The sequence below is a fragment of the Mesorhizobium shangrilense genome, assembly GCF_028826155.1.
GTDB lineage: Bacteria > Pseudomonadota > Alphaproteobacteria > Rhizobiales > Rhizobiaceae > Arvimicrobium > Arvimicrobium flavum.
This window is the reverse complement of the sequence record NZ_JAQGPN010000001.1, coordinates 4666396-4692209: the sequence shown is the minus strand read 5'-3', so window position 1 is coordinate 4692209 and position 25814 is coordinate 4666396. Positions and strand designations below refer to the sequence as shown.

The 25814-nt window shown below is 65.2% G+C and carries 30 protein-coding genes and 1 tRNA gene; 15 read left to right on the top strand and 16 right to left on the bottom strand.

Going from position 1 to position 25814, the window contains the following annotated elements; translation table 11 throughout:
* Positions 1-31: 31 nt before the first annotated feature.
* Positions 32-457: an Hsp20 family protein gene (locus PD284_RS22650; RefSeq protein ID WP_274630372.1), complete on the bottom strand. Its 426-nt coding sequence runs from the start codon at positions 455-457 to the stop codon at positions 32-34.
* A 128-nt stretch (positions 458-585) separates the two neighbouring features.
* Between PD284_RS22650 and PD284_RS22645 the strand changes: the two genes are divergently transcribed.
* A complete protein-coding gene (locus PD284_RS22645) occupies positions 586-1530 on the top strand; it encodes a nucleoside hydrolase (RefSeq protein ID WP_274630371.1) in 945 nt (314 codons plus the stop codon).
* A 10-nt stretch (positions 1531-1540) separates the two neighbouring features.
* Here PD284_RS22645 and PD284_RS22640 read toward each other — a convergent pair whose 3' ends face one another.
* From PD284_RS22640 to PD284_RS22620, 5 genes are all read right to left on the bottom strand, one after another.
* Complete coding sequence (locus tag PD284_RS22640) at positions 1541-2155, bottom strand: LysE family translocator (protein ID WP_274630370.1); 615 nt, start codon at positions 2153-2155, stop codon at positions 1541-1543.
* Between the two features lie 21 nt (positions 2156-2176).
* Positions 2177-3637, bottom strand: a complete 1461-nt coding sequence (locus tag PD284_RS22635) for an amidase (protein ID WP_274630369.1) — start codon at positions 3635-3637, stop codon at positions 2177-2179.
* 17 nt (positions 3638-3654) lie between these two features.
* A complete protein-coding gene (locus tag PD284_RS22630; protein ID WP_274630368.1) occupies positions 3655-4551 on the bottom strand; it encodes a ribokinase in 897 nt (298 codons plus the stop codon).
* A gap of 58 nt (positions 4552-4609) precedes the next feature.
* Entirely contained in the window at positions 4610-5509 is a 900-nt protein-coding gene (locus tag PD284_RS22625) for a bifunctional helix-turn-helix domain-containing protein/methylated-DNA--[protein]-cysteine S-methyltransferase (protein ID WP_274630367.1), read from the bottom strand.
* Positions 5510-5572: 63 nt separating this feature from the next.
* Positions 5573-6064 carry a DUF2244 domain-containing protein gene (locus PD284_RS22620; protein ID WP_274630366.1) on the bottom strand — a complete coding sequence of 164 codons (492 nt, stop codon included), beginning with the start codon at positions 6062-6064 and terminating at the stop codon, positions 5573-5575.
* 22 nt (positions 6065-6086) lie between these two features.
* Between PD284_RS22620 and nth the strand changes: the two genes are divergently transcribed.
* Together nth and PD284_RS22610 are read left to right on the top strand one after the other, a co-directional pair.
* The gene (nth, locus tag PD284_RS22615) at positions 6087-6854 is read left to right on the top strand and encodes an endonuclease III (RefSeq protein ID WP_274630365.1); all 768 of its coding nucleotides are present in this window, start codon (positions 6087-6089) and stop codon (positions 6852-6854) included.
* A 94-nt stretch (positions 6855-6948) separates the two neighbouring features.
* Positions 6949-7176, top strand: coding sequence for a YdeI/OmpD-associated family protein (locus PD284_RS22610; RefSeq protein WP_274630364.1), 228 nt, complete (start codon positions 6949-6951; stop codon positions 7174-7176).
* Here the strand turns inward: PD284_RS22610 and PD284_RS22605 are convergent.
* On the bottom strand, positions 7173-7895 hold the full coding sequence (locus tag PD284_RS22605; RefSeq protein ID WP_274630363.1) for a sulfate transporter family protein: 723 nt from the start codon (positions 7893-7895) through the stop codon (positions 7173-7175). The genes PD284_RS22610 and PD284_RS22605 overlap by 4 nt on opposite strands.
* Positions 7896-8017: 122 nt before the next feature.
* Between PD284_RS22605 and PD284_RS22600 the strand changes: the two genes are divergently transcribed.
* On the top strand, positions 8018-9010 hold the full coding sequence (locus PD284_RS22600) for an adenosine kinase (protein WP_274630362.1): 993 nt from the start codon (positions 8018-8020) through the stop codon (positions 9008-9010).
* An 18-nt stretch (positions 9011-9028) separates the two neighbouring features.
* The gene (locus tag PD284_RS22595; protein ID WP_274630361.1) at positions 9029-9934 is read left to right on the top strand and encodes a DMT family transporter; all 906 of its coding nucleotides are present in this window, start codon (positions 9029-9031) and stop codon (positions 9932-9934) included.
* Positions 9935-9950: 16 nt separating this feature from the next.
* Here the strand turns inward: PD284_RS22595 and phhA are convergent, their stop codons facing one another.
* Positions 9951-10781, bottom strand: a complete 831-nt coding sequence (gene phhA / locus PD284_RS22590; protein WP_274630360.1) for a phenylalanine 4-monooxygenase — start codon at positions 10779-10781, stop codon at positions 9951-9953.
* 136 nt (positions 10782-10917) lie between these two features.
* On the opposite strand from phhA, the gene PD284_RS22585 reads away from it, so the two are divergent.
* The gene (locus PD284_RS22585) at positions 10918-11394 is read left to right on the top strand and encodes an Lrp/AsnC family transcriptional regulator (RefSeq protein ID WP_274630359.1); all 477 of its coding nucleotides are present in this window, start codon (positions 10918-10920) and stop codon (positions 11392-11394) included.
* 49 nt (positions 11395-11443) lie between these two features.
* Here the strand turns inward: PD284_RS22585 and argB are convergent, their stop codons facing one another.
* Positions 11444-12340 carry an acetylglutamate kinase gene (gene argB / locus PD284_RS22580; protein ID WP_274630358.1) on the bottom strand — a complete coding sequence of 299 codons (897 nt, stop codon included), beginning with the start codon at positions 12338-12340 and terminating at the stop codon, positions 11444-11446.
* Between the two features lie 176 nt (positions 12341-12516).
* On the opposite strand from argB, the gene PD284_RS22575 reads away from it, so the two are divergent.
* From PD284_RS22575 to PD284_RS22565, 3 genes are all read left to right on the top strand, one after another.
* A complete protein-coding gene (locus PD284_RS22575) occupies positions 12517-13056 on the top strand; it encodes a sigma-70 family RNA polymerase sigma factor (RefSeq protein WP_274630357.1) in 540 nt (179 codons plus the stop codon).
* Positions 13053-13781, top strand: a complete 729-nt coding sequence (locus tag PD284_RS22570) for an anti-sigma factor (protein ID WP_274630356.1) — start codon at positions 13053-13055, stop codon at positions 13779-13781. Before PD284_RS22575 ends, PD284_RS22570 begins: the two co-directional genes overlap by 4 nt.
* A 175-nt stretch (positions 13782-13956) precedes the next feature.
* Positions 13957-14514: a fasciclin domain-containing protein gene (locus tag PD284_RS22565; RefSeq protein WP_274630355.1), complete on the top strand. Its 558-nt coding sequence runs from the start codon at positions 13957-13959 to the stop codon at positions 14512-14514.
* A 175-nt stretch (positions 14515-14689) separates the two neighbouring features.
* Here the strand turns inward: PD284_RS22565 and yihA are convergent, their stop codons facing one another.
* The 7 genes from yihA to rpmH form a co-directional block, all read right to left on the bottom strand.
* Entirely contained in the window at positions 14690-15343 is a 654-nt protein-coding gene (gene yihA, locus PD284_RS22560) for a ribosome biogenesis GTP-binding protein YihA/YsxC (protein WP_274630354.1), read from the bottom strand.
* On the bottom strand, positions 15340-15978 hold the full coding sequence (locus PD284_RS22555; RefSeq protein WP_274630353.1) for a CatB-related O-acetyltransferase: 639 nt from the start codon (positions 15976-15978) through the stop codon (positions 15340-15342). Before PD284_RS22555 ends, yihA begins: the two co-directional genes overlap by 4 nt.
* A gap of 153 nt (positions 15979-16131) precedes the next feature.
* Positions 16132-16620, bottom strand: coding sequence for an anthrone oxygenase family protein (locus PD284_RS22550; RefSeq protein WP_274630352.1), 489 nt, complete (start codon positions 16618-16620; stop codon positions 16132-16134).
* Positions 16621-16815: 195 nt separating this feature from the next.
* Entirely contained in the window at positions 16816-18180 is a 1365-nt protein-coding gene (locus tag PD284_RS22545) for a M24 family metallopeptidase (protein ID WP_274630351.1), read from the bottom strand.
* Positions 18181-18549: 369 nt separating this feature from the next.
* The gene (gene yidC / locus PD284_RS22540) at positions 18550-20346 is read right to left on the bottom strand and encodes a membrane protein insertase YidC (RefSeq protein ID WP_274630734.1); all 1797 of its coding nucleotides are present in this window, start codon (positions 20344-20346) and stop codon (positions 18550-18552) included.
* 19 nt (positions 20347-20365) lie between these two features.
* Positions 20366-20719, bottom strand: a complete 354-nt coding sequence (rnpA, locus tag PD284_RS22535) for a ribonuclease P protein component (protein ID WP_274630350.1) — start codon at positions 20717-20719, stop codon at positions 20366-20368.
* 13 nt (positions 20720-20732) lie between these two features.
* Positions 20733-20867: a 50S ribosomal protein L34 gene (rpmH, locus tag PD284_RS22530; protein WP_274630349.1), complete on the bottom strand. Its 135-nt coding sequence runs from the start codon at positions 20865-20867 to the stop codon at positions 20733-20735.
* Between the two features lie 192 nt (positions 20868-21059).
* On the opposite strand from rpmH, the gene PD284_RS22525 reads away from it, so the two are divergent.
* The 6 genes from PD284_RS22525 to adhP all read left to right on the top strand — a co-directional run bounded on the left by PD284_RS22525 (position 21060) and on the right by adhP (position 25806).
* A complete protein-coding gene (locus tag PD284_RS22525) occupies positions 21060-21446 on the top strand; it encodes a YkvA family protein (protein WP_274630348.1) in 387 nt (128 codons plus the stop codon).
* A gap of 121 nt (positions 21447-21567) precedes the next feature.
* Positions 21568-23061, top strand: coding sequence for a sensor histidine kinase (locus PD284_RS22520; protein ID WP_274630347.1), 1494 nt, complete (start codon positions 21568-21570; stop codon positions 23059-23061).
* 224 nt (positions 23062-23285) lie between these two features.
* Positions 23286-23362 (top strand) — tRNA-Arg (locus PD284_RS22515).
* A 314-nt stretch (positions 23363-23676) separates the two neighbouring features.
* Positions 23677-23994: an ArsR/SmtB family transcription factor gene (locus PD284_RS22510; protein ID WP_274630346.1), complete on the top strand. Its 318-nt coding sequence runs from the start codon at positions 23677-23679 to the stop codon at positions 23992-23994.
* A complete protein-coding gene (locus PD284_RS22505) occupies positions 23991-24476 on the top strand; it encodes an SRPBCC family protein (RefSeq protein WP_274630345.1) in 486 nt (161 codons plus the stop codon). The genes PD284_RS22510 and PD284_RS22505 overlap by 4 nt, the downstream gene beginning before the upstream one ends.
* A gap of 298 nt (positions 24477-24774) precedes the next feature.
* A complete protein-coding gene (adhP, locus tag PD284_RS22500; RefSeq protein ID WP_274630344.1) occupies positions 24775-25806 on the top strand; it encodes an alcohol dehydrogenase AdhP in 1032 nt (343 codons plus the stop codon).
* The last annotated feature ends 8 nt before the right edge of the window (positions 25807-25814 follow it).

Here is a 25814-nt window from a genome sequence, read left to right as displayed (position 1 = left end):
GACAGAGCTCTTGGTTCCGGTGCGGTCGACATCAGTCTTTCACCGAAATGTTTATTTTCCGTACCAGCCTTTGCGGCTCGGGGCGTTCGAGATCGATCGACAGCAGCCCGTTCTTCAATTCGCACCCCCTGACCAGCATTCCGTCCGCAAGGACGAAGGTCCTCTGGAACTGGCGCGCCGCGATGCCACGATGGAGGTATTCGCGATCGCCCTCCTCGGTCTGCCGGCCACGAACCATCAGCTGGTTCTCTTCGGTCGTAACTTCGAGGTTCTCCTCGGCAAACCCGGCCACCGCCAGCGTGATGCGCAGCTTGTCGCCCTGGCCGTCGCCACAGCGGACGCGCTCGATGTTGTAAGGAGGGTAGGAATCGCCGGACTTGGCAAGACGTTCCAACGTCTTTTCCATCGTATCGAACCCGAGCAGAAGCGGGCTCGAAAAGGGCGTCATGCGGCTCATTCCAGTGTCCTCAAAGAGCGACCGAAAGGAAAGGGACCCGGATGGCATCCATTCCCGTGTTGCTGATATGGTCCGCCGCCGCGGCAAGTTCAAGACTGCAGATGCCGCCTGCCAAATGAGGAAGCCGAATGCCTGCCAGCCATAAGATCATCATCGACACCGACCCCGGCCAGGACGACGCCCTGGCCATTCTGCTGGCGTTGGGCAGCCCGGAACTCGACATTCTCGGCGTCACTGCGGTTGCCGGAAACGTGCCGCTCGAACTGACCGAAAAGAATGCGCGCAAGATCTGCGAGCTGGCGGGACGCTCCGACATCAGGGTTTTCGCGGGCGCCAGCCGCCCCCTGGTGCGCAAGCTCGTCACTGCCGAACATGTCCACGGCAAGACGGGGCTCGACGGGCCGGACCTGCCTGAGCCGACGATGCCGCTGCAGAAACAGCACGCAGTCGATTTCATCGTCGAGACGCTGATGCGGGAGGAAAGCGGCACTGTGACGCTCTGCCCGCTCGGCCCGCTGACCAACATCGCGCTGGCGCTCAACCGCGAGCCGAGGATTGCGGCGCGAATCAAGCAGATCGTGCTGATGGGCGGCGGCTTCTTCGAGGGAGGCAACATCACGCCTGCGGCGGAGTTCAACATCTATGTGGATCCGCACGCTTGCGATGTGGTGCTGAAATCCGGCATCAAGGTCGTGATCATGCCGCTTGACGTGACCCACAAGGCGCTGACCACGTCCTCTCGCCTGGCCGCCCTGCGCGGGCTGGGGACGCGCGCGGGCATCGCGGCCGCGGAATTGCTGGAGTTCTTCGAGCGTTTCGACGAGGAAAAGTACGGTACCGATGGCGGACCGCTGCATGATCCCTGCGTCATCGCCTACCTGCTGAAGCCCGAACTGTTCAAGGGCAGGGAGTGCAATGTCGAGGTGGAGACCGCCTCGGAACTGACGATGGGCATGACGGTCGTCGACTGGTGGGGCGTGACCGACCGCCAGAAGAACGCCACGGTGATGCGCGACGTCGACGCTGCCGGCTTTTTCGCCCTGCTCACTGAACGGCTGGGCCGGCTGAACTGACGCCAGAGGGCTATTTGGCCCGCGACAGCGCGAGCCAGATGCCTCCGCCCACCAGGAAGCTTCCGCTGATGCGCGAGAGCAGCCTGATGCGGCCGGCCGACAGCAGGCGGCCGGCGCGCCCGGCGGCGAGCGCGTAGGCGCTGTCGCTGACGGCCGCGACCACCATCGCCGTGAGGCCCATGACCCAGAGCTGCAGCGCGTAGCTGCCGGCCGGGTCGATGAATTGCGGAAAGAAGGCGCCGAAGAAGACCAGCGTCTTCGGATTGCTCAGGGCGACGGCGAGGCCTTGTACGAAGAAGCCGCCGCTCGGCTTCCGGGCGTTTCCGTCGCCGTCGAGGGCTTCCTTCGACCGCAGCATCTGGATCCCCAGCCAGATGAGGTAGGCGGCGCCCAGAAGGCGGATCCATTCGAACCAGTGCCCCATGCCCGCGATCAGCGAGGTCAGGCCGACGCCGACGATGGCGATCATGATTGCAAGTCCCGCCTGCGTGCCGGCGACGTTGGCAAGTCCGGCTCTTGTGCCGTGGCGGATAGAATTGGCGATGATCAGCGTGACAGTCGGCCCGGGCACCAGCACGATCACGATGCAGGCGAGAAGATAGGCGGCGTAGAGCTCGACGGACATCAGGGCCTCCCGGCTCGCCGGCTAGTGCGATGCGCCTGCCGGCCAGTCAAGCAGGCTTTCATAGAGTGCGGCTGCGCGCAAGACGGCCAGATCACCCCGCGGCCGTCCGATAAGCTGCAGGCCCATAGGCCGGCCGGCGGCATCGAAGCCGGCCGGCACGTTGACCGCGGGGCAGCCCGCCATCGAGGCGTAGGATGCGACCTCGAGCCAACGGTGGTAGCTGCTCATCCTGCGTCCGGCGATCTCGCTCGGCCAATGGGTCGTCACGGCGAAGGGGAACACGGCCGCACTGGGCAGGGCCAGAAGGTCGAACCGATCGAAAAGCGCGAGAACCGCCCGGTACCAGTCCGAGCGCACGATGGTGGCCGCATGGATGTCGGGGGCCGTCAGGTTCAGGCTGCCCTCGACCTCGAACAGTCCTTCTGGCTTTAGCAGCGCGCGCCGGTGCGGATCGTCGTAGAGCGGTTTCAGGCCGCATCCGCTGGCGGCATGGCGCAACGTGGCGAATGCCGCCCACAAAGCCTCGAAGTCGAAGGCCGGAACCATCGCCTCGATTTTCCAGTCCGCCTCTTCGAAGCGCCTGACCGCTGTTTCGCACAGCTCGCGCACGCCCGCCTCCATGGGCAGGTGCCCGCCGAGATCGCCGAGCCAGCCGATGCGGGCGGGGGATGCCGGCCGGTCGAGGCCGGCGAGGAAGCTGCCATCGGTCGCGAGCGACAGCGGAGAGCGCGGGTCGTAACCGGCCTGCACGTCCAGCAGCATGGCGAGGTCGCGTACGTCGCGGCCCATCGGGCCGTCCACGCCGATCTGGGCGAAGAAAAGATCCTTGTCAGGAGATCCCGGGACGCGACCCTGGGAGGGGCGGAGCCCGTAGACGTTGTTGAAGGCGGCCGGATTGCGCAGCGAGCCGCCATAGTCGCTGCCGTCCGCGATCGGCAACATGTCGAGCGCCAGCGCCACGGCCGCGCCGCCGCTCGAACCGCCGGCCGACAATTCCGGGTCGAAGGCGTTGAGCGTCGGCCCGAAGACGTTGTTGTAGGTCTGCGAGCCGAGGCCAAATTCGGGAACGTTGGTCTTGCCGATGATGACGGCGCCCGCGGCGCGGATGCGCTCGACGTGGATGGCGTCCCGGTCGGGCACGAAATCCTTGAAGATGGGCGAGCCCCAGGTGGTGCGGAGCCCCTTCGTCTCGGCGAGATCCTTGATCGCGATGGGCAGGCCAAACAGCGGCCCGGCCTTGCCTCCGGCGGCAAGATACGCGTCCTTCTCATCGGCTTCGCGCAGGATGTCGCCGCGTTCGCGCAGCGACACGATGGCGTTGACTTTGGAGTTGACCGCCTCGATGCGGTTGAGGAACGCGGTTACGACCTCGCGGACGGATAGCGTCCGCCTTGCGATCCGCGCCGCCAGTTCCCTTGCGGACAGGCGACAGAGCTCGCTGGCCTCAGGGATGTCATGCTTCGTCCGAGGCCGTTCCGTCATGCGTGTCTCCCCTACCGCTAGGTCAGTGCGGCATCCACTTCGGCGGACAGCGGAATGGCCGGCTGTGCGCCCGGCTTCAGGCAGGCGAGCGAGCCTGCCGCGGCCGCCCGCCGCAGAGCTTCGCCCAAAGGCAGCCCGGAATCCAGCCCGGCGCCGAGATAGCCGCAGAAGGTGTCGCCGGCGCCGACGGTGTCGACTGGCGTGATCTTCATCGCCGCGACTTTCAGGAATTCCTGCGGGGTTGCCGCCAGCACGCCGTCGCCGCCCAGCGTGACGATGATCGCGCGGCCGGTCGTGGCCGCATAGGCGCGCATGCGCTCCTCCCGCGAGCCGCCCGGGAGCGACAGGACGTCTGCGAAGAGATCGAACTCGGTCTCGTTGGCGACGGCATAGTCCGCCTTTGCCAAGAGGGGAGCGGCGTCGGCGCGGAAGGGCGCCGTGTTGAGCAAAGTCACGCTGCCGGCCGCGCGGCCCGAATCGAGTACGGCTTCCACCGCCGCGAGCGGGATCTCGTGCTGGAGGAGAATGTGCTCGCCCGGCGCGAACTCGAGGTTCCTGATGGCGGCTGCATCGACTGTCGCGTTGGCGCCGGGGATGACCGCAATGACGTTCTCGCCGTCGCCGCCGACAAAGATGACGGCGATCCCGGTCGCGCCCTCGATTTCTGCCACCCGACCGAGATCGACGCCGCCGGCCTTCAAGAGTTCGACCGCCTCGCCAGCGAAGGAATCGCGGCCCACCGCGCCAACCATGCGGACCTTTGCACCGGCTCTCGCGGCAGCCAGCGCCTGGTTGGCGCCCTTGCCGCCGGGTGCAGTAGCAAAATTGTTGCCGAGCACCGTTTCACCGGGCTCGGGAAGGCGATCCATTGCCGCGATGAGATCGAGATTGATGGAACCGACGACGGTAATCACGTGAAGAAGGCCTCCGGAATGCTCCGGAAGCCTTAACCTGCGTCGTTGCCCGCGGCAATCAGGAGGCGGCGGAGATTTGGCCGGCCTCCCAGCCTAGGATCGCCCGCTTGCGGGTCAGGCCCCAGTGGTAACCGGTCAGCGCCCCGGATTTTCCAAGCGCGCGGTGGCAGGGCACCACGAAGGAGAGCGGGTTTGCGCCGACCGCAGCGCCCACCGCACGACTGGCGGCCGGCGTGCCGATGCTCTGCGCAATGGCCGAATAGGTGCACGCCTTGCCCATCGGGATGCGCAACAGCGCCTCCCACACGCGCAGCTGGAAGTCGGTGCCGATCATGACGACGCGCAGCGGCTGGTCGGATCGCCATTTCGCGGGATCGAAGATCCGCGCCGCATAGGGCGCGGTTGCCGACATGTCCTCAACATAGGCGGCGTTCGGCCAGCGGCCCGACATGTCGGCGAAGGCGGCGCGCTCGTCGCCGGCGTCGTTGAAAGACAGGCCGGCGAGCCCGCGGTCGGTGACCATGATCAGCGCGACACCGAAGGGCGACAGATGGAAGCCGTACCGGATGGTCAGGCCCGCGCCGCGCGACTTGTAGTCGCCGGGCGACATTGCTTCGTGTGTCACGAAGAGGTCGTGCAGGCGGCCGGGTCCCGACATACCGACCTCGTAGGTCGCATCGAGCACCGACATGCCTTCGTCCAGCAATCTGCGGGCGTGATCGAGCGTCACGGCCTGCAGAAAGCTCTTGGGCGTCAACCCCGCCCAGCGCGTGAACAGCTTTTGCAGCCCGTTCGGGGTGTCGCCGACGGCTTCCGCCAGCGTTTCTAGTGACGGCTGGTCGCGATAGTCGAGGCTGATCTTCTCGATGACCTTGCGCACGACCTCATAGTCGGTCCCGTCCGGGGTGATGTCGGTGTCGAGGGCGATCGAGGCTTTCATCGGCATGTGTGCGTTCATAGCGGATAACTCCTTGAACGCGAATATCGCGCCGCGAAGGTCGATTTCCCACCCGATTCCCGTCTAGCGTCTGGCTGTCGCCAGCGCCTGCGAAAATGCCTTGGCAAAACTCTCGCGGTCGTCCGGATTGAGGAAGCTTCCGATCAGCACGCTCTGGCCCTGGCCTTCCACTGCCATCGCGGTGATGCCGATGTCGGTGCGGCGCGCGACGGCGAACTTCGCCCAGAACGGGTTGAAATGGTGCGCTTCCCACTTGCCGGAAGGGGCCGTCTTGCGGATGTCGAGCGACGTGCGCGACACCGACACTTCTTCACGGGCGCGGGCCGCGCGGTAGTTCAGCCTGAACGCCACGTAGAGCAGCACCACGTCCAGCCCGAAGAAGCCGAACACCGGCCAGGCGCCATGGGCGAGGAAGAAGGCGCCGGTGACGATCCAGCAGAAGGTGACCGCGCCCATCAGCACCAGGAAACCGGTGCGGCCGAGCGACCGATGCGGCGTGAGCAGCGCCCGGAAGAACGGTTCGTCGGCGGCGTAAGCGGTGTTTGTCTCGCTCATGGCCGTTGATTATAGAGAGCGCATGCTGAAGCCCAAGTCACAAAAAGTAGCAGCCCCGGCCAGGACGGTGAGAAGCCCGAAGGCGCGTCGGCCCAAGAGCCGCTACACGCCTGCCGAAGTCCACGAGATCTTTCGGCGTTTCTCCGTGCAGCGGCCGGAGCCGAAGGGCGAACTGGAACATGTGAACGCCTTCACCCTGCTGGTCGCGGTCGCGCTCTCGGCGCAGGCGACGGATGTGGGGGTCAACAAGGCGACGCGCGCCCTGTTCAAGATCGCCGATACGCCTGAAAAAATGGTCGCCCTGGGCGAGGCTCGGCTCGGCGAATACATCCGGACCATCGGACTGTGGCGGAACAAGGCCAAGAATGTCATCGCCCTGTCGGAAGCGCTGATCCGGGACCATGGCGGCGAGGTGCCCGACAGCCGCGACGAACTGGTCAAGCTGCCGGGCGTGGGCCGTAAGACCGCGAACGTCGTCCTCAACATGGCGTTCGGCCAGCCCACCATGGCGGTCGACACCCATATCCTTCGCATCGGCAACCGGCTCGGGCTCGCGCCGGGCAAAACGCCGGACGAAGTGGAGGCCGAACTCGTCCGCATCATCCCGGACGAGTACCTGCGCCATGCCCATCACTGGCTGATCCTGCACGGGCGTTATGTCTGCAAGGCTCGCAAGCCCGAATGCCAGTTCTGCGTGATCGCCGACATCTGCAAGGCGGCGGTGAAGACAAACGAGATCCCGGCGCCGCTGGTGCCTCTCGAACCCCTCGAATCAGCCGCAGCGTCCTAGCTGCGCGGTTCAAAAGCGCCGGATCTCCAGCCGCTGGCCTTGATCCGCGCACGCGCTCCGCTAGCTGATGGTTTCCTGCCACAGGAGGCTTGTCATGGCGCTGAAGCGTGACCTCAACCCGATGCCGGAAGACGTGCGTGCGGCGCTCGTCAAACGGAACCTGGTGGAGGCCTACGAGGCGCGGCCAGACTATCAGCGCAACGACTATCTGGGCTGGATCATCGGCGCGAAGCGCGAAGAGACGCGAGCCAGGAGGCTGCGGCAGATGCTCGACGAACTCGCCAAGGGAGGCGTCTATATGAACATGGCCTGGAAGGGCTAGCGCCGCACGCTGGGTGCGAGCGCGCCTCGCGCCGACACGGCCTTGTTGAGATGCACCATCATCGCCGCGGCGAAGAGCGGCGTGAGCAGGTTCAGCAAGGGGATGGCGAGGAAGGCCGCGACGACCAGTCCGGCGACGAAGACAGTGCCGGCATTGTCCTGGCGCAGCGCCTTCGCGTCCGCCTCGCTCATGTGGCGCATTGCGGCGAACTCGAAGAATTCGCGCCCGAGCAAGTAGCCGTTGACGAGAAAGAAGGCGGCGATGTTGACGCCGGGCACCAGCAGCAGCGCCAGCGCGATCAGGTTGCCGAGGATCACCACTCCGAGGAATTTCAGCGAAAGCACGAGGGCGCGCATCGCGGGAACGGCGCGGCCCGGCGGATCCTGCGGATAGTCGGTGCGCTCCACCACTTCGGCGATGTCGTCGAGGAATAGGCCGGCGACGAGCGCGCTAATCGGGGCGATCAGCAGCGCCAGGCCGAAGGCCAGCACCATGCCCGCGGCTATGGCGGCAATCGGACCGAGCCACGCGGCCCAGTCGGGAACCTCGGGCGAGAACGCCACCAGCCACGGCAGCGCAAGCCACTCGAATACTTCCCGCAGGCCGAACCAGAGCGCAATGAGCGCGAGCAGCGTCAGGCCCAGAGTCTTCAGGAAGACCCAGCGGAACTCTGGCGTGAACAGCTTGCGGAGCGAGGCGAGCGCGGCGTCGAGTATCATGTCGGGCAGATAGTCGCGCCGTTTCGCCGCTGCAAGGTTGCAAATCGGCCGGAACCCTGTAGACCCGCGCGCGCCCGGCGTGCCAGAAACGCCGGGTTCCAACCGCGGGAAGGCCTTCATTGATGAGCGAATACGATGTGCTGTGTATCGGCAACGCCATTGTCGACATCATCGCGCAGTGCGACGACGCCTTCCTCGTCGAGAACCGCATCATCAAGGGGGCGATGAACCTCATCGACGCAGAACGCGCCGAACTTCTCTACAGCCGCATGGGACCGGCGATCGAGGCTTCGGGCGGGAGCGCCGGCAACACGGCGGCGGGCATTGCGAGTTTCGGAGGGCGGGCCGCCTTCTTCGGCAAGGTCTCGTCTGATCATCTGGGCGGGATCTACCGCCACGACATCACCGCGCAGGGCGTGGCGTTCGACACCAAGCCGCTGGCGGGATCGCCGCCCACCGCACGCTCGATGATCTTCGTGACGCCGGACGGCGAGCGCTCGATGAACACCTATCTCGGCGCCTGTATCGAGCTTGGCCCAGAGGATGTCGAGGCCGGCAAGGCGGCCGGAGCCAAGGTCACCTATTTCGAAGGCTATCTGTGGGATCCGCCGCGGGCTAAGGAAGCGATCCGTCTGACCGCCGAGCACGCCCATGCCGCCGGCCGCGAAGTGTCGATGACGCTCTCGGACTCCTTTTGCGTCGACCGGTACCGCGACGAGTTCCTGGACCTGATGCGGTCGGGCACGGTGGACATCGTATTCGCCAACGAGAGCGAGCTGAAGTCGCTCTATCAGACGTCCTCGTTCGAAAAGGGCCTGGACTTGATCCGCAAGGATTGCCGGCTGGCCGCGGTGACGCGGTCGGAGCGCGGATCGGTCATCGTGCGCGGCGACGAGACGATCCAGGTGGAAGCGATCGAGATCGACCGCCTTGTCGACACCACGGGGGCAGGCGACCTCTACGCGGCCGGCTTCCTGTTCGGCTACACCACGGGGCGGTCGCTGGCGGATTGCGGCAAGCTCGGATCGCTCGCCGCGGGGCTGGTGATCCAGCAGATCGGGCCGCGCCCCCGGCAGAGCCTCCAGGCCGCCGCGCAGGAAATCGGGCTCCTGTAAAGCGGCCGGGGGAGGGGAATGGAACTCTGGATCCCGATCACCATCGCCGCGGCGTTCCTGCAGAACGTTCGCTCGGCGATGCAGAAGCATCTCAAGGGCCGCATGGGCACGACGGGGGCGACCTTCGTCCGCTTCGGCTTCGGTTTTCCCTTCGCATTGGCCTTCGTCGCCGTGCTGCACTGGGGCGTCGGCTACGAGCTGCCGCGGCTGAACGGCGCGTTCCTGGCATGGGCCGTCCTCGGCGGCCTTGGGCAGATCGCTGCAACCTTCCTGCTGGTCTATCTCTTCTCCTTCCGCAATTTCACTGTCGGCACCGCCTATTCTCGCACCGAGCCCGCGCAGGCGGCTGTGTTCGGTCTCTTGTTCCTCGGCGAGACGGTGACCTTCGGCGTGATCTCGGCCATCGCGATCAGCGTGGTGGGCGTCATGCTGATCTCGGTGGCGCAGACGGCGCTGAGCTGGAAGAGCCTGATCACCTCGGTGGGCAGCCGCACCGCCCTCATCGGACTTGCCTCCGGCACGCTGTTCGGCGTTTCCGCCGTTGCCTACCGGGCCGCGTCGCTGGCGCTGGGCGGCCCCAACTTCATGATGCAGGCCGCCGTGACGCTGGCCGTCGTCATCGTGCTCCAGACGCTGGTGATGATGGCGTGGATGCTGGCGCGCGACCGCGCGGAGCTCGGCCGCATTGCGGATGCCTGGCGGCCGTCGCTCATCGTCGGGCTGGTCGGCGCCTCGGCCTCCTTCGGCTGGTTCATGGCGATGACGCTGCAGCACGCCGCGATCGTCAAGTCGCTCGCCCAGATCGAGATGCTGTTCACCTTCGCGTCGTCGGTTTTCGTCTTCCGCGAAAAGGTGAACGCGCTCGAGATCCTCGGCTGCCTGCTGATCGTCGGCGGCATCCTGGTGCTTTTGGTCGTCGGCTGACGCGCGTACGCCGCCGTCAGATGACAGCGGGATCGAGCGGCGGCTTGTCCTTCCAACGCTTGACGATCGTCTCCAGATCCGCGTTCCCGAGCGCATCCTTGAGTTCGCCAAACGACGGCAACACAAAGTAGGCGCGCTGGAACTTGTCGATCTCGTAAACCGTCCGCATCACGGTCTCGATATCGAACGGCACCTGGTGCGCATCAGGGCTCTCAACCGCAAACTGCAGCTCGGTGAACGACGACATCAGGCCGGCCCCGAACGCCTTTACCGGGCCGTCCTCGCCCATCAGGCCGTACTCGGCGGTGTACCAGTAGAGCCGCGAGAACATGTCGGCGCCGCCGGCGTCGTGGACCGCCGGCGCGCGCTTGCCGTAGGTCTGCATGAAGTCGGCAAATTCGGGCTGGGCCAGCGCCGGCACGTGGCCGAAGAAGTCGTGGAACATGTCTGGCTCCACGATGTAGTCGAGTTCCTGCGGCTTGCGCAGCCAGTTGGTCACCGGAAAGCGGCGGTTGGCGAGGTGGACGAAGAAGGCGTCGCCTGGAATGAGCCCGGGGACCGGAACCAGCTCCCAGGCGGTCAGCTTCCTCAGCCGAGCGCTGACCTCGTCGAAGTCGGGGATGCGCTCCATGAGCCCGAGGCGGTCAATGCCGTCGAGATAGGAGCGGTGCGCCAGACGCGCGGTCAGCTTCGATTGGCGGTCGCAGAGCGTGCGCCAGACCTCCTGCTCGGCGTCGGTGTAATCATAGTGCTGCTCCACGGTGAAGTCGGGACGGCAGATGTCGTAGTTCCCACGTAGGCCCTGTGCCGCACATTCCCGGGCGTAGTCGGCGACGCTGATGCTCATTGTCGTTCCTCCGGGCGGCGCATTGCGCCATTGCGGGAAGGTTAGGACAAGGGCGCGAGTGATTCTTGCTTTGTTTGGCTCGGTGTTGCCTGAATCTGAGTTATGATCGCTCGAAATGCAGTCTGGAGGAGCGAATATGCCTCAGTTCGACGAGTTCGAGGTCAGGATGATGGACATCCTGCAGCGCGATGGGCGCAAGCCGGTGTCGGAGCTTGCGCAGGAGATCGGCCTCTCGACCACGCCCTGCGCACGCCGCTTTGACAGCCTGCAGCAGGCGGGCGTCATCAAGGGTTTTCGGGCGGTGATCGGTCGCCGCGCGGTTGGGCTGATGGTGGAGGTGTTCGTGCAGGTGCGTCTCGCCAGCCACAGCGACGGCTCGCCTGAGCGTTTTATCGCCGCCGTCGAGCGGATGGACGAGGTGGCCGCCTGCTGGACGATGACCGGCGAGTACGACTTCCTGCTTCACGTGATGGTGCCGAGCGTGGACGACCTCAACGATTTCGTCATGAATCGGCTGATGCGGTTCGCCGGCGTGCGGGACGTGCACACGCAGCTGGTGCTGCGCAACATCAAGGGCCCGTCGCACGTGCCGCTGGAGCATTTGAGGAGGTAGGGAGGCCCCGCGCGGATCGCTCCCTCATCGACCCGCGCGGAACAGACTGTCAGGGCACGATCAGCGTGCCTGCGCCGTGTTCGGTGAACAGCTCCAGGAGGACCGAGTGCGGCGTCTTGCCGTTGAGGATGACGACGCCCTCGACGCCGCGCTCGATCGCCTCGATGCAGGTCTCGACCTTGGGGATCATGCCGCCGGAGATGGTGCCGTCCTTGATCAGCTTTTTCGCCTGCGAGACCGTCAGCTCGTCGATGAGGTTCTTCTCCTTGTCGAGCACGCCGGGGACGTCGGTCAGGAACAGGAGCCGCTTGGCGTTGAGTGCACCGGCGATGGCGCCGGCAAAGGTGTCGGCGTTGATGTTGTAGGTGTGGCCGTCCCGGCCGGGGGCCACCGGCGCGATGACCGGGATCATCTCCGAGCGCGCCAGGAGGTCGAGCAACGTGCGGTCGACCTCGACCGGCTCGCCGACGAAGCCGAGATCGAGGATGCGCTCGATGTTGGAGTCCGGGTCGACCATGGTCTTCTTGGCCTTCTCGGCGAAGACCATGTTGCCGTCCTTGCCGCACAGGCCGATCGCCCATTCGCCCTCTGCGTTGATGAGGGCGACGATCTCCTTGTTGATCGAGCCGGCCAGCACCATCTCGACGATCTCGACGGTCTTCTGGTCCGTCACGCGAAGGCCGCCCTCGAACTTCGATTCGATGCCCATCTTGGTCAGCATCGCGCCGATCTGCGGGCCGCCGCCGTGCACGACGATCGGATTGACGCCGGACTGTTTCAGTAAGGCGATGTCGCGGGCAAAGGCCTTGCCGAGCTGAGTGTCGCCCATGGCGTGGCCGCCATACTTCACCACGACCGTCTTGTTCTCGTAGCGCTGCATATAGGGCAAGGCGCGCGAGAGCAGTGCGGCCTGGGCTTCGGCGGAGGAGGGGATATCCGTCGTCATGGTTCTCGTTCCTGGGCGATGAAGGACCGCGGCGGTCTTACAAAGAAGTCGCCGCCGGGGCAATCGGCGATGCGCGCAGGGCATGTGCAAGCCAGCTTCACTCGCGGGCTATGCACCGCATCTTCCGCAACGTAAGGTCGTGCGATGGTGAACCCGTCCGTGGTTGGCGCGACCCGATGACGCCGCAGGACATCACGAAGCTGATCGTCCGCGTGTCCATGAAGGACCGTACGGCCTTCGACGCGCTCTACCGCCAGACGAGCGCGAAACTCTTCGGCGTATGCCTGCGTGTCTTGAACGATCGGTCCGAGGCCGAAGAGGCGCTGCAGGAGGTGTATGTCAAGATCTGGACCAAGGCCGACCGCTTTGCGGTCTCGGATCTGAGCCCGATCTCCTGGCTGGTGGCCGTCGCCCGCAATCATGCGATCGACCGCATCAGGCAACGCCGCCGGCCTGCCGTCGAACTCGACGAAGCCTTGGACGTGGCCGACCCGTCGCCCGACCCCGAGAAGCGGGCCGTCGCCGGCGACGAACAGGCGCGCATCAACGACTGCCTGGAGGAACTGGACAAGGAGAAGGCTGCTGCGGTCCGTGGCGCCTATTTGAGGGGCGACAGCTATGTGGAACTCGCAGAGCGCCACAAGGTCCCCCTGAACACAATGCGGACCTGGCTGCGCCGCAGCCTGCTGAAACTGAGAGAGTGTCTGGAGCGATGACGCTGCAGGACGAAAATCCGCCTGAACCAGGAGGCGACGACATTCTCGCCGCCGAGTATGTCCTGGGCGTCCTCGAACAGGCCGAGCGGCAGGCCGCTGCCGCGCGGGCAGATGCCGATCCCGCCTTTGCGCGTCTCGTGGACCGCTGGGAAATCGACCTTTCGCCTCTCGCGAGCGCCTATGCGCCGGCCGAGCCGCCGGTCGCGGCAAAGACTGCGATAGACAGGCGCCTCTTCGCATCGGCCGAACCAGGCGTGGCTGCACAGGCCGCCCGTCCGTCGCTGTGGTCCAGCCTCGCACTGTGGCGGGGACTTGCCGCCGCCTCTCTGGCGGCTTTCGCGGTTGCGCTGGCTCTGCCTTTCCTCGGACCGCGGGTTGAGGAAGCCGAGACGCGCATGGTCGCTTCCCTCGCTGCCGACGCCAGCGACGTCAAATACCTCGCCGTCTATGACGAGGACGAGGGGCAGGTTTCGCTGGCGCATGTTTCGGGCGCCAAGGCGGCGGACCGCGACTTTGAACTCTGGATGATCGAAGGCGACAACGCGCCCATGTCGATGGGCGTGCTCCCGGCGGGCGAGACCATCCACATCACCATCTCGCCGCAGGTCAGGGCAAAGCTCGCCGCCGGCGCCGTCCTTGCGATCAGCCTCGAGCCAGCGGGCGGCTCGCCGACAGGTCAGCCCACGGGTCCGGTCGTCGCGGCCGGCGATCTCAAGTCGATCTGAAACTTTCGCTGACCCCGATCCGTATTATCGAACCGGGCAACTGCGTCGGGCCGCGATATTATTAACCCAAGGAATTCATTGTGTAATTTACGCGCTGGGTGAAACTCCGAATCGCCTGCTCCGTAACTCCTTTCGTTCCGCCAGAGGGGAACATCGCCCAAGGGAGTAACTGGAAATGAAGAAGCTCTTCTCACCGGCCCTGATCGCGGCCGCTGCCCTGTCCGCCCTCGCGACGTCTGCCTATGCCGAGAATCCGATGGTCGGCGGCGCGCCCATGTTCGCCGACAAGAACATCGTCGAGAATGCGGTCAATTCGAAGGACCACACCACGCTGGTCGCGGCGGTGAAGGCTGCCGGACTGGTCGAGACGCTGCAGGGCCCCGGCCCGTTCACGGTCTTCGCGCCCACCAATGCAGCCTTCGACGCCCTGCCGGCAGGCACGGTCGAGACGCTGCTGAAACCCGAGAACAAGGATCAGCTGACCAGGATCCTGACCTGCCACGTCGTCGGTGCGGAAGCCTTTGCTAACGACATCAACAAGATGATCGCCGACGACGAAGGCGAGCACCCGGTAAAGACGGTGGGCGGCTGCACGTTCACGGCCAAGCACGACGGCGACAAGATCACGATCACGGACGAGAACGGCAGCGTGGCCACCGTCACCATCGCCGATGTCGATCAGTCGAACGGCGTCATCCATGTGATCGACAAGGTGCTTCTGCCGAAGATGTGAACCTTTCACCGATGCGGGATCGGCCGCTTGCCGTCCGGTCCCCTCTTCGAAGGCGCGTGGATAAGAAGACCCGAACCTCTCTGGCAACGTGCGCGCCCCGCGCCCCGCCCGGCTCTCCCCCTCATTGCCGGCGCGGGGCGTCTTGCATTGGGGGACATGGCGCTGGATCGGTCAATCAGTTCCCGTTGACCGCGCGGGCTATCGCAGCGCGCAGTTCGTCGACGCCGCCGCCCTTCTCGGAGGAGGTGGCGATGATTTCCGGAAACGCGGCAGGCCGTCGCTTGATTTTCGCGAGCGTATCCTCGACCAGCCTGGGCACGCCGGCCGCCTTGATCTTGTCGGTCTTGGTGAGCACGATCTGGTAGGAGACCGCCGCCTTGTCGAGCAGCGCGAGCACGTCCTCGTCGTTCTTCTTGATGCCGTGGCGGGCGTCGATCAGCACGTAGACGCGCTTCAGCGTGACGCGCCCCCTGAGGTAGTCGAAAATGAGCTTCGTCCACTGGTCGACCTGGCCCTTCGGCGCCTCCGCGTAGCCATAGCCCGGCATGTCGACGAGCGCCATCGGCGGCAGATCGCCGGCCTCGCCCGAAAACCCGTCCGGTACGAAGTAGTTGAGTTCCTGTGTCCGGCCGGGCGTGTTCGAGGTGCGCGCCAGTCCCTTCTGCTCGACCAGCGCGTTGATCAGCGAGGACTTGCCGACGTTCGAGCGCCCCGCGAAGGCGATTTCGGGCGGCCCCTCGGGGGGCAGGAATTGCATGGAAGGAACGCCCCGGATGAAGACCCAGGGCGTCGTGAAGATGTCGGCGCTGATGGCCTGGGTGGTGTTCATCGTGCTGCCTCCAGCGAGGAAAGGTCGTTGCCACGGATCGCATTGACGTTCCGCGTGATCTTGTCGAGCGGCCAGTCCCACCAGGCAATTTCGAGCAGCCGTCTCACGGTGCGCTTGTCGAAGCGGCTCTTCACGACCCTTGCAGGGTTCCCCGCCGCGACCGCATAGGGCGGCACGTCATGCGTCACCACTGCCTTGGCGCCGACGATGGCCCCGTCACCGATCGAAACCCCGGGCATGATGACGGCATCCATGCCGATCCACACGTCGTTGCCGACGATTGTGTCGCCGCGCAGCTCGCCCTCCCACGCCTTCTGGTCAAAGCCTTCCTCCCAGCCGTGGCCGAAGATGTTGAAAGGATAGGTGGAGAACCCGGACATGGTGTGGTTGGCGCCGTTCATGATGAAGCGCACGCCCTCGGCGATGGCGCAGAACTTTCCGATGATGAGCTTGTCGCCGATGAATTCGTAATGGTGCAGAACGCATCGTTCCGCGAATTTGTCCGGGCCGTTCGGGCTGTCATAGTAGGTGAACTCGCCGATCTCTATGTTCGGCGCGTCGACCAGCGGCTTCAGGAAACCGACGCGCGGATGCATGAAGATCGGGTGCTTGATGTCGGGATTGGGTCCGGTCATGCCTGCGGCGGCCTCGTTTGGCAGGGTCTTCGCATTTGGATTCGGGCCGTTCAAGGTCGCTGACGCATTTCTCTCAGCATGCGCCATCGTCAACGCGCCCCTCTTTCGTCTGGGGCTACCGACGTGGTGGTTCGTGATCTGTGTGGAGAGGGCTCAGTCCCTCACCAGCAAACTGATCATCAGGAGCATCAGGCCGATGGTCGGTAGCACGGTGCGGACTGTGTTCCAGAAGACCCAATCCTTCAGGTAGCGCTGCCAGAGGGTAGCGCCTTCGTCCGATGCGGGGCTCACCGCTTCCAGCGCCTTGTTCAGCGGCACGTTGAACACCATCGTGACGCCGAACGTGCCGATGATGTAGCAGAGCGCCGCAACAGCGATCAGGATCGAAGTCAGTTCGCCGATAGTCGGGAATACGATCAGGGCGAGGATTGCCGCGGCAATGGCAGTTCCCCTGAATATGAACAGGAACAGGGGATTGAGGACGACCCGGTCGATCGACTGCATGGCCGCGATGCCTTGCTCCGCGGGCAGCTTGCCGAGCGCCGGCATGACGAAGTTGGAGAAGGCGAAGAAGGTGCCGGCCATCAGCGCAGAGCCGAGAGCGACGAGCAAGATCAGCAGGGTGGCGAGTGAGGCGAGCATAGGCAGTGTCCCTCGACATCGGATGCGCCACAGGCATCCACGGAGAGCGGGCGGCGGTCAAGTGGTGTGTGTGCCGCCGCTGCCGCAAGGAGGCGTGCGGGGATCCCGTCTCAACATGGCCAGAGCCGGAGGCGCCCGGCTTCCGGCTATTACGCTTCGACTGACAGGGCCAGTATTGCCCCTGGCGCGGTATCCTCAGTCGCGGACCAGGACGTGGTCGTTCTTCAGCCAGAACGGCGCGAAGTAGAGCGGCGTCGATGACAGCGGCAGGATCTCCGGCCGAAGATCGAGGCCGACGCTGCGTTTCATGAAGTCGCGGCGCGCGGCGATGCGGGCGAACGCCGCCGGATGCCGTGCCTGGAGTTCGGCGCGCAGCGTCTCGTCGGCCAGCACGACCGGATCTTCGCAGTTCAGCGCCCAGCCGGCCGGTATCGGTGTCGGAATGACATCGACCTGGAAGTGCATTCCCGAGCGGAGCCGGTCCTGCGATCCGGGCCTCACGGGGCTGTGGACCCATTCCTCGTAGCCGCCGAGATGTCCGGAGTTCAGCGCGGGCTTCAGGTTTGCCCGGGCCAGCGTCTCCAGCACTGCCTCATGGATGGCGTTCCCGTCCCTGCCGATTGCGGCGCTCTCGTACCAGGCGACGAGGCCCTGGAAGTAGCCCTTGGCGAGTGCCAGGAGCTCATCGTTGCCGGTGTCGAGGAGACCGGCCCGGCAGGACAGCGCGCCCCAATGCCCGAGGGCAGTGGTCACGCCGTCGCCCTGCTTGAGTTTCCGGGCGCTGGCGCTGCGCAGGCCGATGATGGTCTCGCCCGCGCTGCCGGACGCAAACATGGTGTGGACGTTCAGCGCGTCGCCGGCATAGCCCATGCGCGAAACGGCGTCGAACTCGCTGTCGCCGGCGCGCGCGCCCGCCACGATGCGCCAGAGCGCCAGCGAGCAGCGCGTGGCCGACCACTCGAACGCAGCGATCTGATCGGCGTCGATCGTAACGGCAAGGCCATTCTCCGGGTGCAGAAGGACGGGCGTCGCGTCGCGCAGGACGCCGCTGGCGCCGACCACGCGACGGAACGCCTGTACGTAAACCGTCGGCACGTAAAAGGCGCTCTCGTGGGCCTCGTCCTCGAACGGCTCGAGGTACTTCCACCCGACAAGCCCGACCGTGTCGCCTTGGCTGACGCCGGCATCCTTCAGCCGTTCGGCAAAGCGCGGGAACTGGCTGCGGTCCTGTCCCATCAGGCTCAGGGTCTGGGCGAGCAGCACGGTCATGCCGGGGAGCCCGGCGAGCGGTGCGTAGTCCTTCGATTCGTTTCCGGTCAGGAGCACCCGCGCGCCGCCGGGACCCAGCAGCAGGAAGGCCTCCTCGAAACGCGGCTCGAAGCCGGTCAGAAAGGCGATGTTGGCAAAGTGCTCACGATCGGCGTAGACGGCCAGCCAGTCGCATCCGGCCTTCGCGTAGGCAGCCTTGACACGCGCCTCATAGATGTCGGGCGCAATCTGCGGCTTGTCGCCGAGCGGGCCGAAGTCGGGCAGGCCGACCGGCTTCAGAGAGACGTTCATACTCTTTTTCCTCCTCCTGACGCGCCGTGCGAACCAGTCGGACGGCGGCGATAGACCTCGCCGCCATGAAGCCGCGACCGCGCGCGCTATTCAAGGTCCATGCTGCATGAACGTGCCGGAGGGAATTGAGCCATCTTCGGAAGACGGCCATGCGGCGCGACGCTCGGCGACGCACTGGGCCCTGCCGCCGACCGCTTTCCTCATGGCTCTGATTTCAGGATGGGCGCTTTGTGGCGCATGCCCGCCAAAGTCGTTGTGCGGGGCAGGCTGGGAGGGGGGTCACGGCTGGCTTCTCGCGGAGCCGCAACGAAAGCGAGCCAGAGGCGGGCTCGCATGGGCGGGTCGCGCAAGGCACCCGCCCAAGGTCGACTATTCGGCTGGCGTCGGCTTGCGCTTGAACAGGCCGGCGAGATTGTCCCACAACTCGATCTTGGCACCCTGGCGCTTCATGATGACGCCCTGCTGGATGATGGAGAGCAGGTTGTTCCATGCCCAGTAGATGACCAGGCCGGCCGGGAACGAGGCCAGCATGAAGGTGAAGATAACCGGCATCCAGTTGAAGATCATTGCCTGGGTCGGGTCGGGCGGCGTCGGGTTCATGCGCATCTGCAGGAACATGGTGACGCCCATGATCAGCGGCCATACGCCGATCAGCAGGAAGGCCGGCACGGCGAAGGGCAGCAATCCGAACAGGTTGAAGATGGACGTCGGATCGGGCGCAGCCAGGTCCTGGATCCAGCCGAAGAACGGCGCGTGCCGCATTTCGATGGTGACGTAGAGCACCTTGTAGAGGGCGAAGAAGACCGGGATCTGCAGGAGCACCGGCCAGCAGCCGGCGATCGGGTTGATCTTCTCGGTCTTGTAGAGCTCCATCATCGCCTGCTGCTGCTTCATCTTGTCGTCCGCGTATTTCTCGCGGATCTCGAGGAGCTTGGGCTGCACCATCTTCATGTTCGCCATCGACTTGTAGGACTTGTTGGCGAGCGGGAAGAAGATGGCCTTGACGACGACGGTGGTGGCGAGGATGGCCAGACCGAAATTGCCGAGCAGCTTGTAGAACCAGTCGATGAGGTGGAACATCGGCTTGGTGATGAAATAGAACCAGCCCCAGTCGATCAGGAGCTCGAACTGACGGATGCCGCGCTCGGTCTCGTAGGCGTCGACCTTGGCCACCTCTTTGGCGCCGGCGAATACCATCGTCTCGACGGTTTGCGACTGGCCGGGCGCTATGGTCAGCGGATCGGTCAGGAAGTCGGACTGATAGCGGGTACGGCCGTCCTCGAGATAGCTGAAGCGCGGCTGGAAGGACTGCTTGCCGGACGGCACCAGAGTAAGCGCCCAGTACTTGTCGGTGATGCCGAGCCAACCGTCGTTCGACTTGCCGGGCACGACGCTCTTGTCGTCCTCGATGGTCGAGTAGCTGATCTCCTGCAGGCCTTCTTCGCCGGTCACGCCGATCAGACCTTCGTGCAACACGTAGATGGAGGCATGGGTCGGCTTGTCGAAGCGCGTCGCGCGGCCGTAGTTGCTGAGCGTGACGGGCGCGCCGCCGGCGTTGGCGACCGTATCGGTAACCGTGAACATGTAGTTCTGGTCGACCGAGATCTGCCGGGTGAAGGTGAGGCCCTTCTCGTTCGTGTAGGTGAGGACGACCGGCGTCGCAGGCGTCAGCGTCGGCGAGCCTTCGACAGTCCAGACGGTGTCGGGGCCGGGCACCGCACCGCTGTCGGCGCTGCCGACATAGCCGATCTCGGCGTAGAAGCCGTTGGCCAGCGAGGACGGGTTGAGAAGCTCGATATTAGGCGAGTCGTCATCCACGGTGAGGCGGTAATGCTTCAGCTTCACGTCGTCGATGCGGGCGCCCTTGAGATTGATGGAGCCCGAGATGCTCGGCGTGTCGATCTTGACGCGGGGCGAGGCGGCGAGCGCCTGCTCGCGGCCCTGCACGGTGACGCCGTCCGAGCCGGGTATGGTCACGCCCGGCGTAGCGCCCGGAGCGACAGGGGTGGTGGTCTGGCCTGGAGTCTGCTGCTCGTTCTGCTGGGCTTCGATGCGGGCCTGCTCGCGCTCCTTTTCGATGCGCGGATTCATGAAGAAGACCTGCCACAGCGTCAGGATCAGCACCGACAGCGCGATGGTGATGAAGAAGTTGCGGTTATTTTCCATCATGTGTCAGGTCTCTGCGCTATCGGCGTCCGCGGATGCGTCGGGAAAGTTCGGCCGCGATGTCGGCGAACGGAGTCGAGGTCAGTTCCTCGCGTCCGACGATCACATAGTCATTGCCGGGGGACATGTCAGCGGCGGCATGAAGGCGCACGGCCTCCCGCAGCCGTCTGCGGATGCGGTTGCGGACGACCGCATTGCCGACCTTCTTGGTCACCGTATAGCCGACGCGGGGCGCCCCGGCGTCCCCGCGGTCAAGAACCTCAAGCAGGAAAAGCCGCCCGCGGCGCTTTTCGCCACGGCGGACGGCCAAAAATTCGGCCCGCTTGCGCAGCCGCTCTGGCGGCCGACGCGGCGGGGTGCCGTTGTCCGGCAAGGAGGAAGTCCGCCTAGGCGGACAGGCGCTGGCGGCCGCGGTTGCGGCGCGCAGCGATGACGCCGCGTCCGCCCTTCGTGGCCATGCGGGCACGGAAACCGTGACGCCGCTTGCGGACGAGCTTGGAGGGTTGATAGGTGCGCTTCATTTATTTGATACCGCGGCGTGCGGCCCTTCTTGGATCTGTTTCTCTTGGAACAGGAGCTGGTCCATTCCGCCCGGGCACAATGAATACATGCGCCGGAGTGGCGGTCCGAACGTGGCGCGGCTTATAGGGAGAAGCCGGTGCCGAGTCAATTGCGGCCGCGACGGCAGGTAGCGGCCTCCGGAGGACAGCGGCATGGCGACGAGAGGTTCGATCAGGCGCTGGGCTGGCCGGATGAAGCGCGATGTGGTGGCGCTGTGGCTCGCCGCGCGCGACCCCCGCGTGCCCTGGTACGCAAAGCTGGCCGCCGCCGCCGTCGCGGCCTACGCGCTGAGCCCTGTCGACCTGATACCGGACTTCGTGCCGGTGCTGGGCTACCTGGACGACCTGATCATCGTTCCACTCGGCATATTGCTCGCGGTGAAGCTCGTTCCACCGGAGCTGATGGACGAGTTCCGCGCCGAGGCGGAACGGCGCGCATTGCGCCCGGCCGGTCGGGCCGGAGTGGCCATCGTCGTCGCGATCTGGATCGTCTCCGCGGCCGGGCTGGCATGGCTTTTCTGGCCGTACCGGGCCCGATGATCCGCACGCATGGCCTATCGCACGGTTTGGCAAATGGCGCTGGTTGGACTAATGCTGGAAGCGATTGCATGCCGCCGGGCCGTGCTGCGCCTAGCCGAGCATTTGGAGCGTTGCCGCCAAGATGGACGCAAGTCCTCCAACCGAAGCCGCGACCGGCTCTGACGTCGGCGAGAGGACGAGCGTGCCCCTGGCGCGCGGGCTTTCGGCCAAGCTGCTCATGCTCACGGTCGTCTTCGTGATGGTCGCCGAGGTCCTTATCTTCGTACCCTCGATCGCCAACTTCCGGATCCGCTGGCTGGAGGAGAGGCTGGCGACCGCGGCCGCGGTCAGCATCGTGCTGCTGCAGAACGACGCCGCCGAAACGTCGCCCTCGCTGCAGAAGGACGTGCTGCTGGCGATCGGCGCCAAGGCGATCGCCGTGCGCGACGAAAACGGCGTGTCGCGCCTGCTCGCCGTCTCCGACATGCCGCAGGAAGTGGACCAGCACATCAATGTCGACGTCGCCGACATGCCGGGCTCCGTTGCTGCGGCCCTGGACACGCTGTTCAGCGGCGGCAAGCGCATGATCCGCGTCTTCGGCACGGTGGGAGAAAGCGACAAGGTCTTCGAACTGATCATGCCGGACTGGCGGCTGCGCAACGCGATGCTCGCCTATTCGCGCAATGTGGCGCTGGTGTCTCTGCTGCTCTCCGTCTTCACCGCGGTGCTCGTCTACGCGGCGATCGACCGCATCATGATCAGGCCCATCCGTGGCATGACCAGCGCCATGCTCGCCTTCTCGCGCGCGCCGGACGAGCCGGGGAGCATCGTCAGGCCGGCCGACCGGACCGATGAGATCGGCGTCGCCGAGCACGAGCTCGCCGGAATGCAGACGACGCTGCAGAAGATGCTCGCCGAACGCAAGCACCTGGCGGATCTCGGTCTCGCCGTCTCCAAGATCAACCACGACATGCGCAACATGCTGGCGTCCGCGCAACTCTTGTCCGACCGCCTGCGTACGATCAACGATCCAACGGTGCAGTCGCTCGCGCCGAAACTGGTGCGCACGCTGGATCGCGCCGTCGCCTATTCGAGCGGCGTGCTGGCCTATGGCCGCACCCACGAGCCGCCGCCTTCGCGTCGTCGCCTCAAGCTCGGCCGGCTCGTCGAGGACGTCCACGACGCCCTGGGCGGCGAAGCCTCCGGGATCGAGTTTGTCAACGCCGTGGAGCCGGCCTTCGAGGTCGACGCGGACGCCGAACAGCTCTTCCGCGTGCTCTTCAATCTCTGCCGCAATGCCATCCAGGCGATGGCGGGAGACGTGGAGACGGCGATTGTCCGTCGCCTCACCATCTCGGCCGGGCGCACCGGCAGCGTTTCGCGCATCCTTGTCGCCGACACCGGTCCGGGCCTGCCGAAGAAGGCGCTGGAAAACCTGTTCACCGCATTCCACGGCTCGGCCCGCAGCGGCGGCACCGGGCTCGGCCTTGCCATCGCGCACGAGCTGGTGCGCGCCCATGGCGGCGCGCTGGAACTGGTGGAAAGCATCGGCGGCCGCACCGTGTTCTCGGTCACTATCCCGGACCAGCCGGTCAACCTGGAGGAGGCGAGGGGAGCGCTGCGCCGGCCCGCCTGATCGCTGCGCATGCCAGCCGTGCGCGCTGTCCTGCGACTGGGAAGCGCCCGCGTGCTGCGGCGCCTCGTGCATAGCCAGCCTGTGGATGAGTGGCGCTATTTTGGCACATGAAAGAAAATCGCCCAATCGCGCTTGCAATTCGGTTCTTCGGTCGTTAGGTAGCACCTCGTTCGCGGTCGGCGGCCTCGCCGATCCGAAGGGGCTGTCACTAGACCGCCCGTTGCGCGCCCGTAGCTCAGCTGGATAGAGCACCAGACTACGAATCTGGGGGTCAGAGGTTCGAATCCTTTCGGGCGCGCCATTTTCTCTCGATAGAATGAATTGCCCAGACGGCAACGATTTTGACGAGCCGGGCGCCATGGCTGTTCTGGCCCGCCATGCTTTGCCAATCCTTCCTCCGAAAATCTGTTCTGACGGGCCCATCAGGCCATCATGCGGCCTGTAAGCGTCGACCACGCGGCGCGAAAATCGAGCGCCTGAGCGCATCATCCCAAAGAGCCGGACCAGCAGCGGCTGTTGCACAGTTCATCTCGGGACGTCGAAGTCAGGGCATGGAGTACTGTGAGATGACCGACCCCGTTTGACATAATAATCAGTATCGACTAATCATTAGGCATGACTGTTGATGCCGCGCAACTCACCGCCCTGGGCGACCCGACCCGCCGCACGATCTTCGAGCTGATCGCGGAGCGTCCGCGCTCGGTCGTCGAGCTCACCCGGCAGGTTCCGGTTTCGCAGTCAGCGGTCTCGCAGCATCTGAAGGTGCTGCGCGATTCGCGCCTAGTCCGCGCGGAGCCGAAAGGCGCGAGCAACGTCTATCACGTCGACCCCCACGGGCTTGGCCAGATGCGTGCCTGGCTCGACCGGTTTTGGAGCAAGACGCTGGCGGCCTACAAGGTGGTCGTCGAGCAACCGCCGAAGGAGTCAGAATGAACAGACATGTAGCGGTCACGCTTGTGAGACAATCCATTGTGGTTGAGGCGCCGATTGCGCGCGCCTTCAAGGTCTTCACCGAGGAGTTCGGGAATTTCAAACCTTCAGAGCACAACATGCTCGGCGTGGAGATTGCCGAGACGGTGTTCGAACCTCGAGTCGGCGGGCACATTTATGACCGTGGCGCCGATGGCAGCGAATGCCGCTGGGCGCGCGTGTTGGCCTACGATCCGCCGGACCGCGTGCTGCTCAGCTGGGACATCAGCCCCCAATGGCAGATCGAGACCGATCCGGAAAAGACCAGCGAGTGGGAGGTCCGGTTCATCGCCGAGACACCGAACCGGACCCGCGTCGAGATTGAGCACCGCGAACTGGACCGCCATGGCGGCGGCTGGGAGGGCGTGCGGGACGGCGTCGCGGGCGATCAGGGCTGGCCATTGTATCTGCAGCGTTATGCCGATCTGCTCACCCACGCGGGCTGACAAACGCAGGCTGGATGCTCGGACAGAAGCAATCCCTCATCGGGATTGCTTCGTCCCGTTGTAATCGTAGTCCAGCGAGATTGAGGTCAACCGGGTATCGTCGTCTCGGTCCACTCGGCGGTCCGGCTCCGCGAGGGCGCAGACGTCAAATCGGCCAATACTTCGGAACAAACCGCCGCCTTCCGCATTGTACGCGCGCGAGCGGGGCGTCGTTGCCGGCTGCGCCACGATAGCCGACGCGTCGTTGCCGTTTTTATTTGATCGGACCCGCCCGCGAAACAAGCGAAGGGGATTTCTCATGGTCAAGGCGATGATGAAGGCCGCCGTGGTGCACGAGTTCGGCAAGCCGCTGCGGATCGAGGAGGTCCCTGTCCCTTCGCCGGGTCATGGCGAGATCCTGGTCGAAGTGAAGGCTTGCGGCGTGTGCCACACCGACCTGCACGCCGCCGCTGGCGACTGGCCGGTAAAGCCGTCACTGCCTTTCATTCCGGGCCATGAAGCGGCGGGCATCGTGGTGGCTGTAGGTCCGGGAGTAACTGATCGTAAGGTCGGCGATGCCGTGGGCGTGGCTTGGCTGCACGACGCCTGCATGCGCTGCGAGTATTGCGAGACCGGCTGGGAGACCTTGTGCGAGCGTCAGCACAACACCGGCTACAGCTGCAACGGCGGTTTTGCCGAGTATGTGGTCGCTTCAGCCCCCTTCGCCGCCAGGCTTCCTGCCGAAATCGATTTCGCGGCGATCGCACCGATTCTGTGCGCCGGCGTCACCACCTACAAGGGCCTCAAGGAAACCGAAGCGCGACCGGGCGAATGGGTCGCCATTTCCGGCATTGGCGGTCTCGGCAACGTCGCGATTCAATATGCCAAGGCGATGGGGCTCAACGTCGTCGCGCTCGACATTGCGCCCGACAAGCTCGATCTGGCGCACCGCTCCGGCGCTGACGTCGCGATCGACGCGCGGTCGGCCGACGCCGTCGGCAAGGTGATCGAGGCGACCAACGGCGGCGCCCACGGCATCCTGGTCACGGCGGTGTCGCCTCCGGCCTTCGCGCAGGCTCTGCAAATGGTTCGCCGCAAGGGCACGGTCAGCCTCGTCGGCCTGCCTCCGGGGGATTTCCCGACCCCGATCTTCGACGTCGTCTTGAAGCGAATCACCGTTCGCGGGTCGATCGTGGGCACGCGCCGCGACCTCGACGAGGCGATCGCTTTTGCCACGTCGGGCAAGGTGCGCAGCCAAATCACCAAGGCGAAGCTCGAAGACATCAACGAGATCTTCGCGAATCTCGAGCATGGCAAGATCGACGGCCGGATGGTTCTGGAATTTTCGTGAACGTCTCG

Coding starts and splice junctions, on each gene's coding strand:
- PD284_RS22650 (WP_274630372.1), bottom strand. CDS start 457: ATGAGCCGCATGACGCCCTTTTCGAGCCCGCTTCTGCTCGGGTTCGAT.
- PD284_RS22645 (WP_274630371.1), top strand. CDS start 586: ATGCCTGCCAGCCATAAGATCATCATCGACACCGACCCCGGCCAGGAC.
- PD284_RS22640 (WP_274630370.1), bottom strand. CDS start 2,155: ATGTCCGTCGAGCTCTACGCCGCCTATCTTCTCGCCTGCATCGTGATC.
- PD284_RS22635 (WP_274630369.1), bottom strand. CDS start 3,637: ATGACGGAACGGCCTCGGACGAAGCATGACATCCCTGAGGCCAGCGAG.
- PD284_RS22625 (WP_274630367.1), bottom strand. CDS start 5,509: ATGAACGCACACATGCCGATGAAAGCCTCGATCGCCCTCGACACCGAC.
- PD284_RS22620 (WP_274630366.1), bottom strand. CDS start 6,064: ATGAGCGAGACAAACACCGCTTACGCCGCCGACGAACCGTTCTTCCGG.
- nth (WP_274630365.1), top strand. CDS start 6,087: ATGCTGAAGCCCAAGTCACAAAAAGTAGCAGCCCCGGCCAGGACGGTG.
- PD284_RS22610 (WP_274630364.1), top strand. CDS start 6,949: ATGGCGCTGAAGCGTGACCTCAACCCGATGCCGGAAGACGTGCGTGCG.
- PD284_RS22605 (WP_274630363.1), bottom strand. CDS start 7,895: ATGATACTCGACGCCGCGCTCGCCTCGCTCCGCAAGCTGTTCACGCCA.
- PD284_RS22600 (WP_274630362.1), top strand. CDS start 8,018: ATGAGCGAATACGATGTGCTGTGTATCGGCAACGCCATTGTCGACATC.
- PD284_RS22595 (WP_274630361.1), top strand. CDS start 9,029: ATGGAACTCTGGATCCCGATCACCATCGCCGCGGCGTTCCTGCAGAAC.
- phhA (WP_274630360.1), bottom strand. CDS start 10,781: ATGAGCATCAGCGTCGCCGACTACGCCCGGGAATGTGCGGCACAGGGC.
- PD284_RS22585 (WP_274630359.1), top strand. CDS start 10,918: ATGCCTCAGTTCGACGAGTTCGAGGTCAGGATGATGGACATCCTGCAG.
- argB (WP_274630358.1), bottom strand. CDS start 12,340: ATGACGACGGATATCCCCTCCTCCGCCGAAGCCCAGGCCGCACTGCTC.
- PD284_RS22575 (WP_274630357.1), top strand. CDS start 12,517: ATGACGCCGCAGGACATCACGAAGCTGATCGTCCGCGTGTCCATGAAG.
- PD284_RS22570 (WP_274630356.1), top strand. CDS start 13,053: ATGACGCTGCAGGACGAAAATCCGCCTGAACCAGGAGGCGACGACATT.
- PD284_RS22565 (WP_274630355.1), top strand. CDS start 13,957: ATGAAGAAGCTCTTCTCACCGGCCCTGATCGCGGCCGCTGCCCTGTCC.
- yihA (WP_274630354.1), bottom strand. CDS start 15,343: ATGAACACCACCCAGGCCATCAGCGCCGACATCTTCACGACGCCCTGG.
- PD284_RS22555 (WP_274630353.1), bottom strand. CDS start 15,978: ATGACCGGACCCAATCCCGACATCAAGCACCCGATCTTCATGCATCCG.
- PD284_RS22550 (WP_274630352.1), bottom strand. CDS start 16,620: ATGCTCGCCTCACTCGCCACCCTGCTGATCTTGCTCGTCGCTCTCGGC.
- PD284_RS22545 (WP_274630351.1), bottom strand. CDS start 18,180: ATGAACGTCTCTCTGAAGCCGGTCGGCCTGCCCGACTTCGGCCCGCTC.
- yidC (WP_274630734.1), bottom strand. CDS start 20,346: ATGGAAAATAACCGCAACTTCTTCATCACCATCGCGCTGTCGGTGCTG.
- rpmH (WP_274630349.1), bottom strand. CDS start 20,867: ATGAAGCGCACCTATCAACCCTCCAAGCTCGTCCGCAAGCGGCGTCAC.
- PD284_RS22525 (WP_274630348.1), top strand. CDS start 21,060: ATGGCGACGAGAGGTTCGATCAGGCGCTGGGCTGGCCGGATGAAGCGC.
- PD284_RS22520 (WP_274630347.1), top strand. CDS start 21,568: ATGGACGCAAGTCCTCCAACCGAAGCCGCGACCGGCTCTGACGTCGGC.
- PD284_RS22510 (WP_274630346.1), top strand. CDS start 23,677: ATGACTGTTGATGCCGCGCAACTCACCGCCCTGGGCGACCCGACCCGC.
- PD284_RS22505 (WP_274630345.1), top strand. CDS start 23,991: ATGAACAGACATGTAGCGGTCACGCTTGTGAGACAATCCATTGTGGTT.
- adhP (WP_274630344.1), top strand. CDS start 24,775: ATGGTCAAGGCGATGATGAAGGCCGCCGTGGTGCACGAGTTCGGCAAG.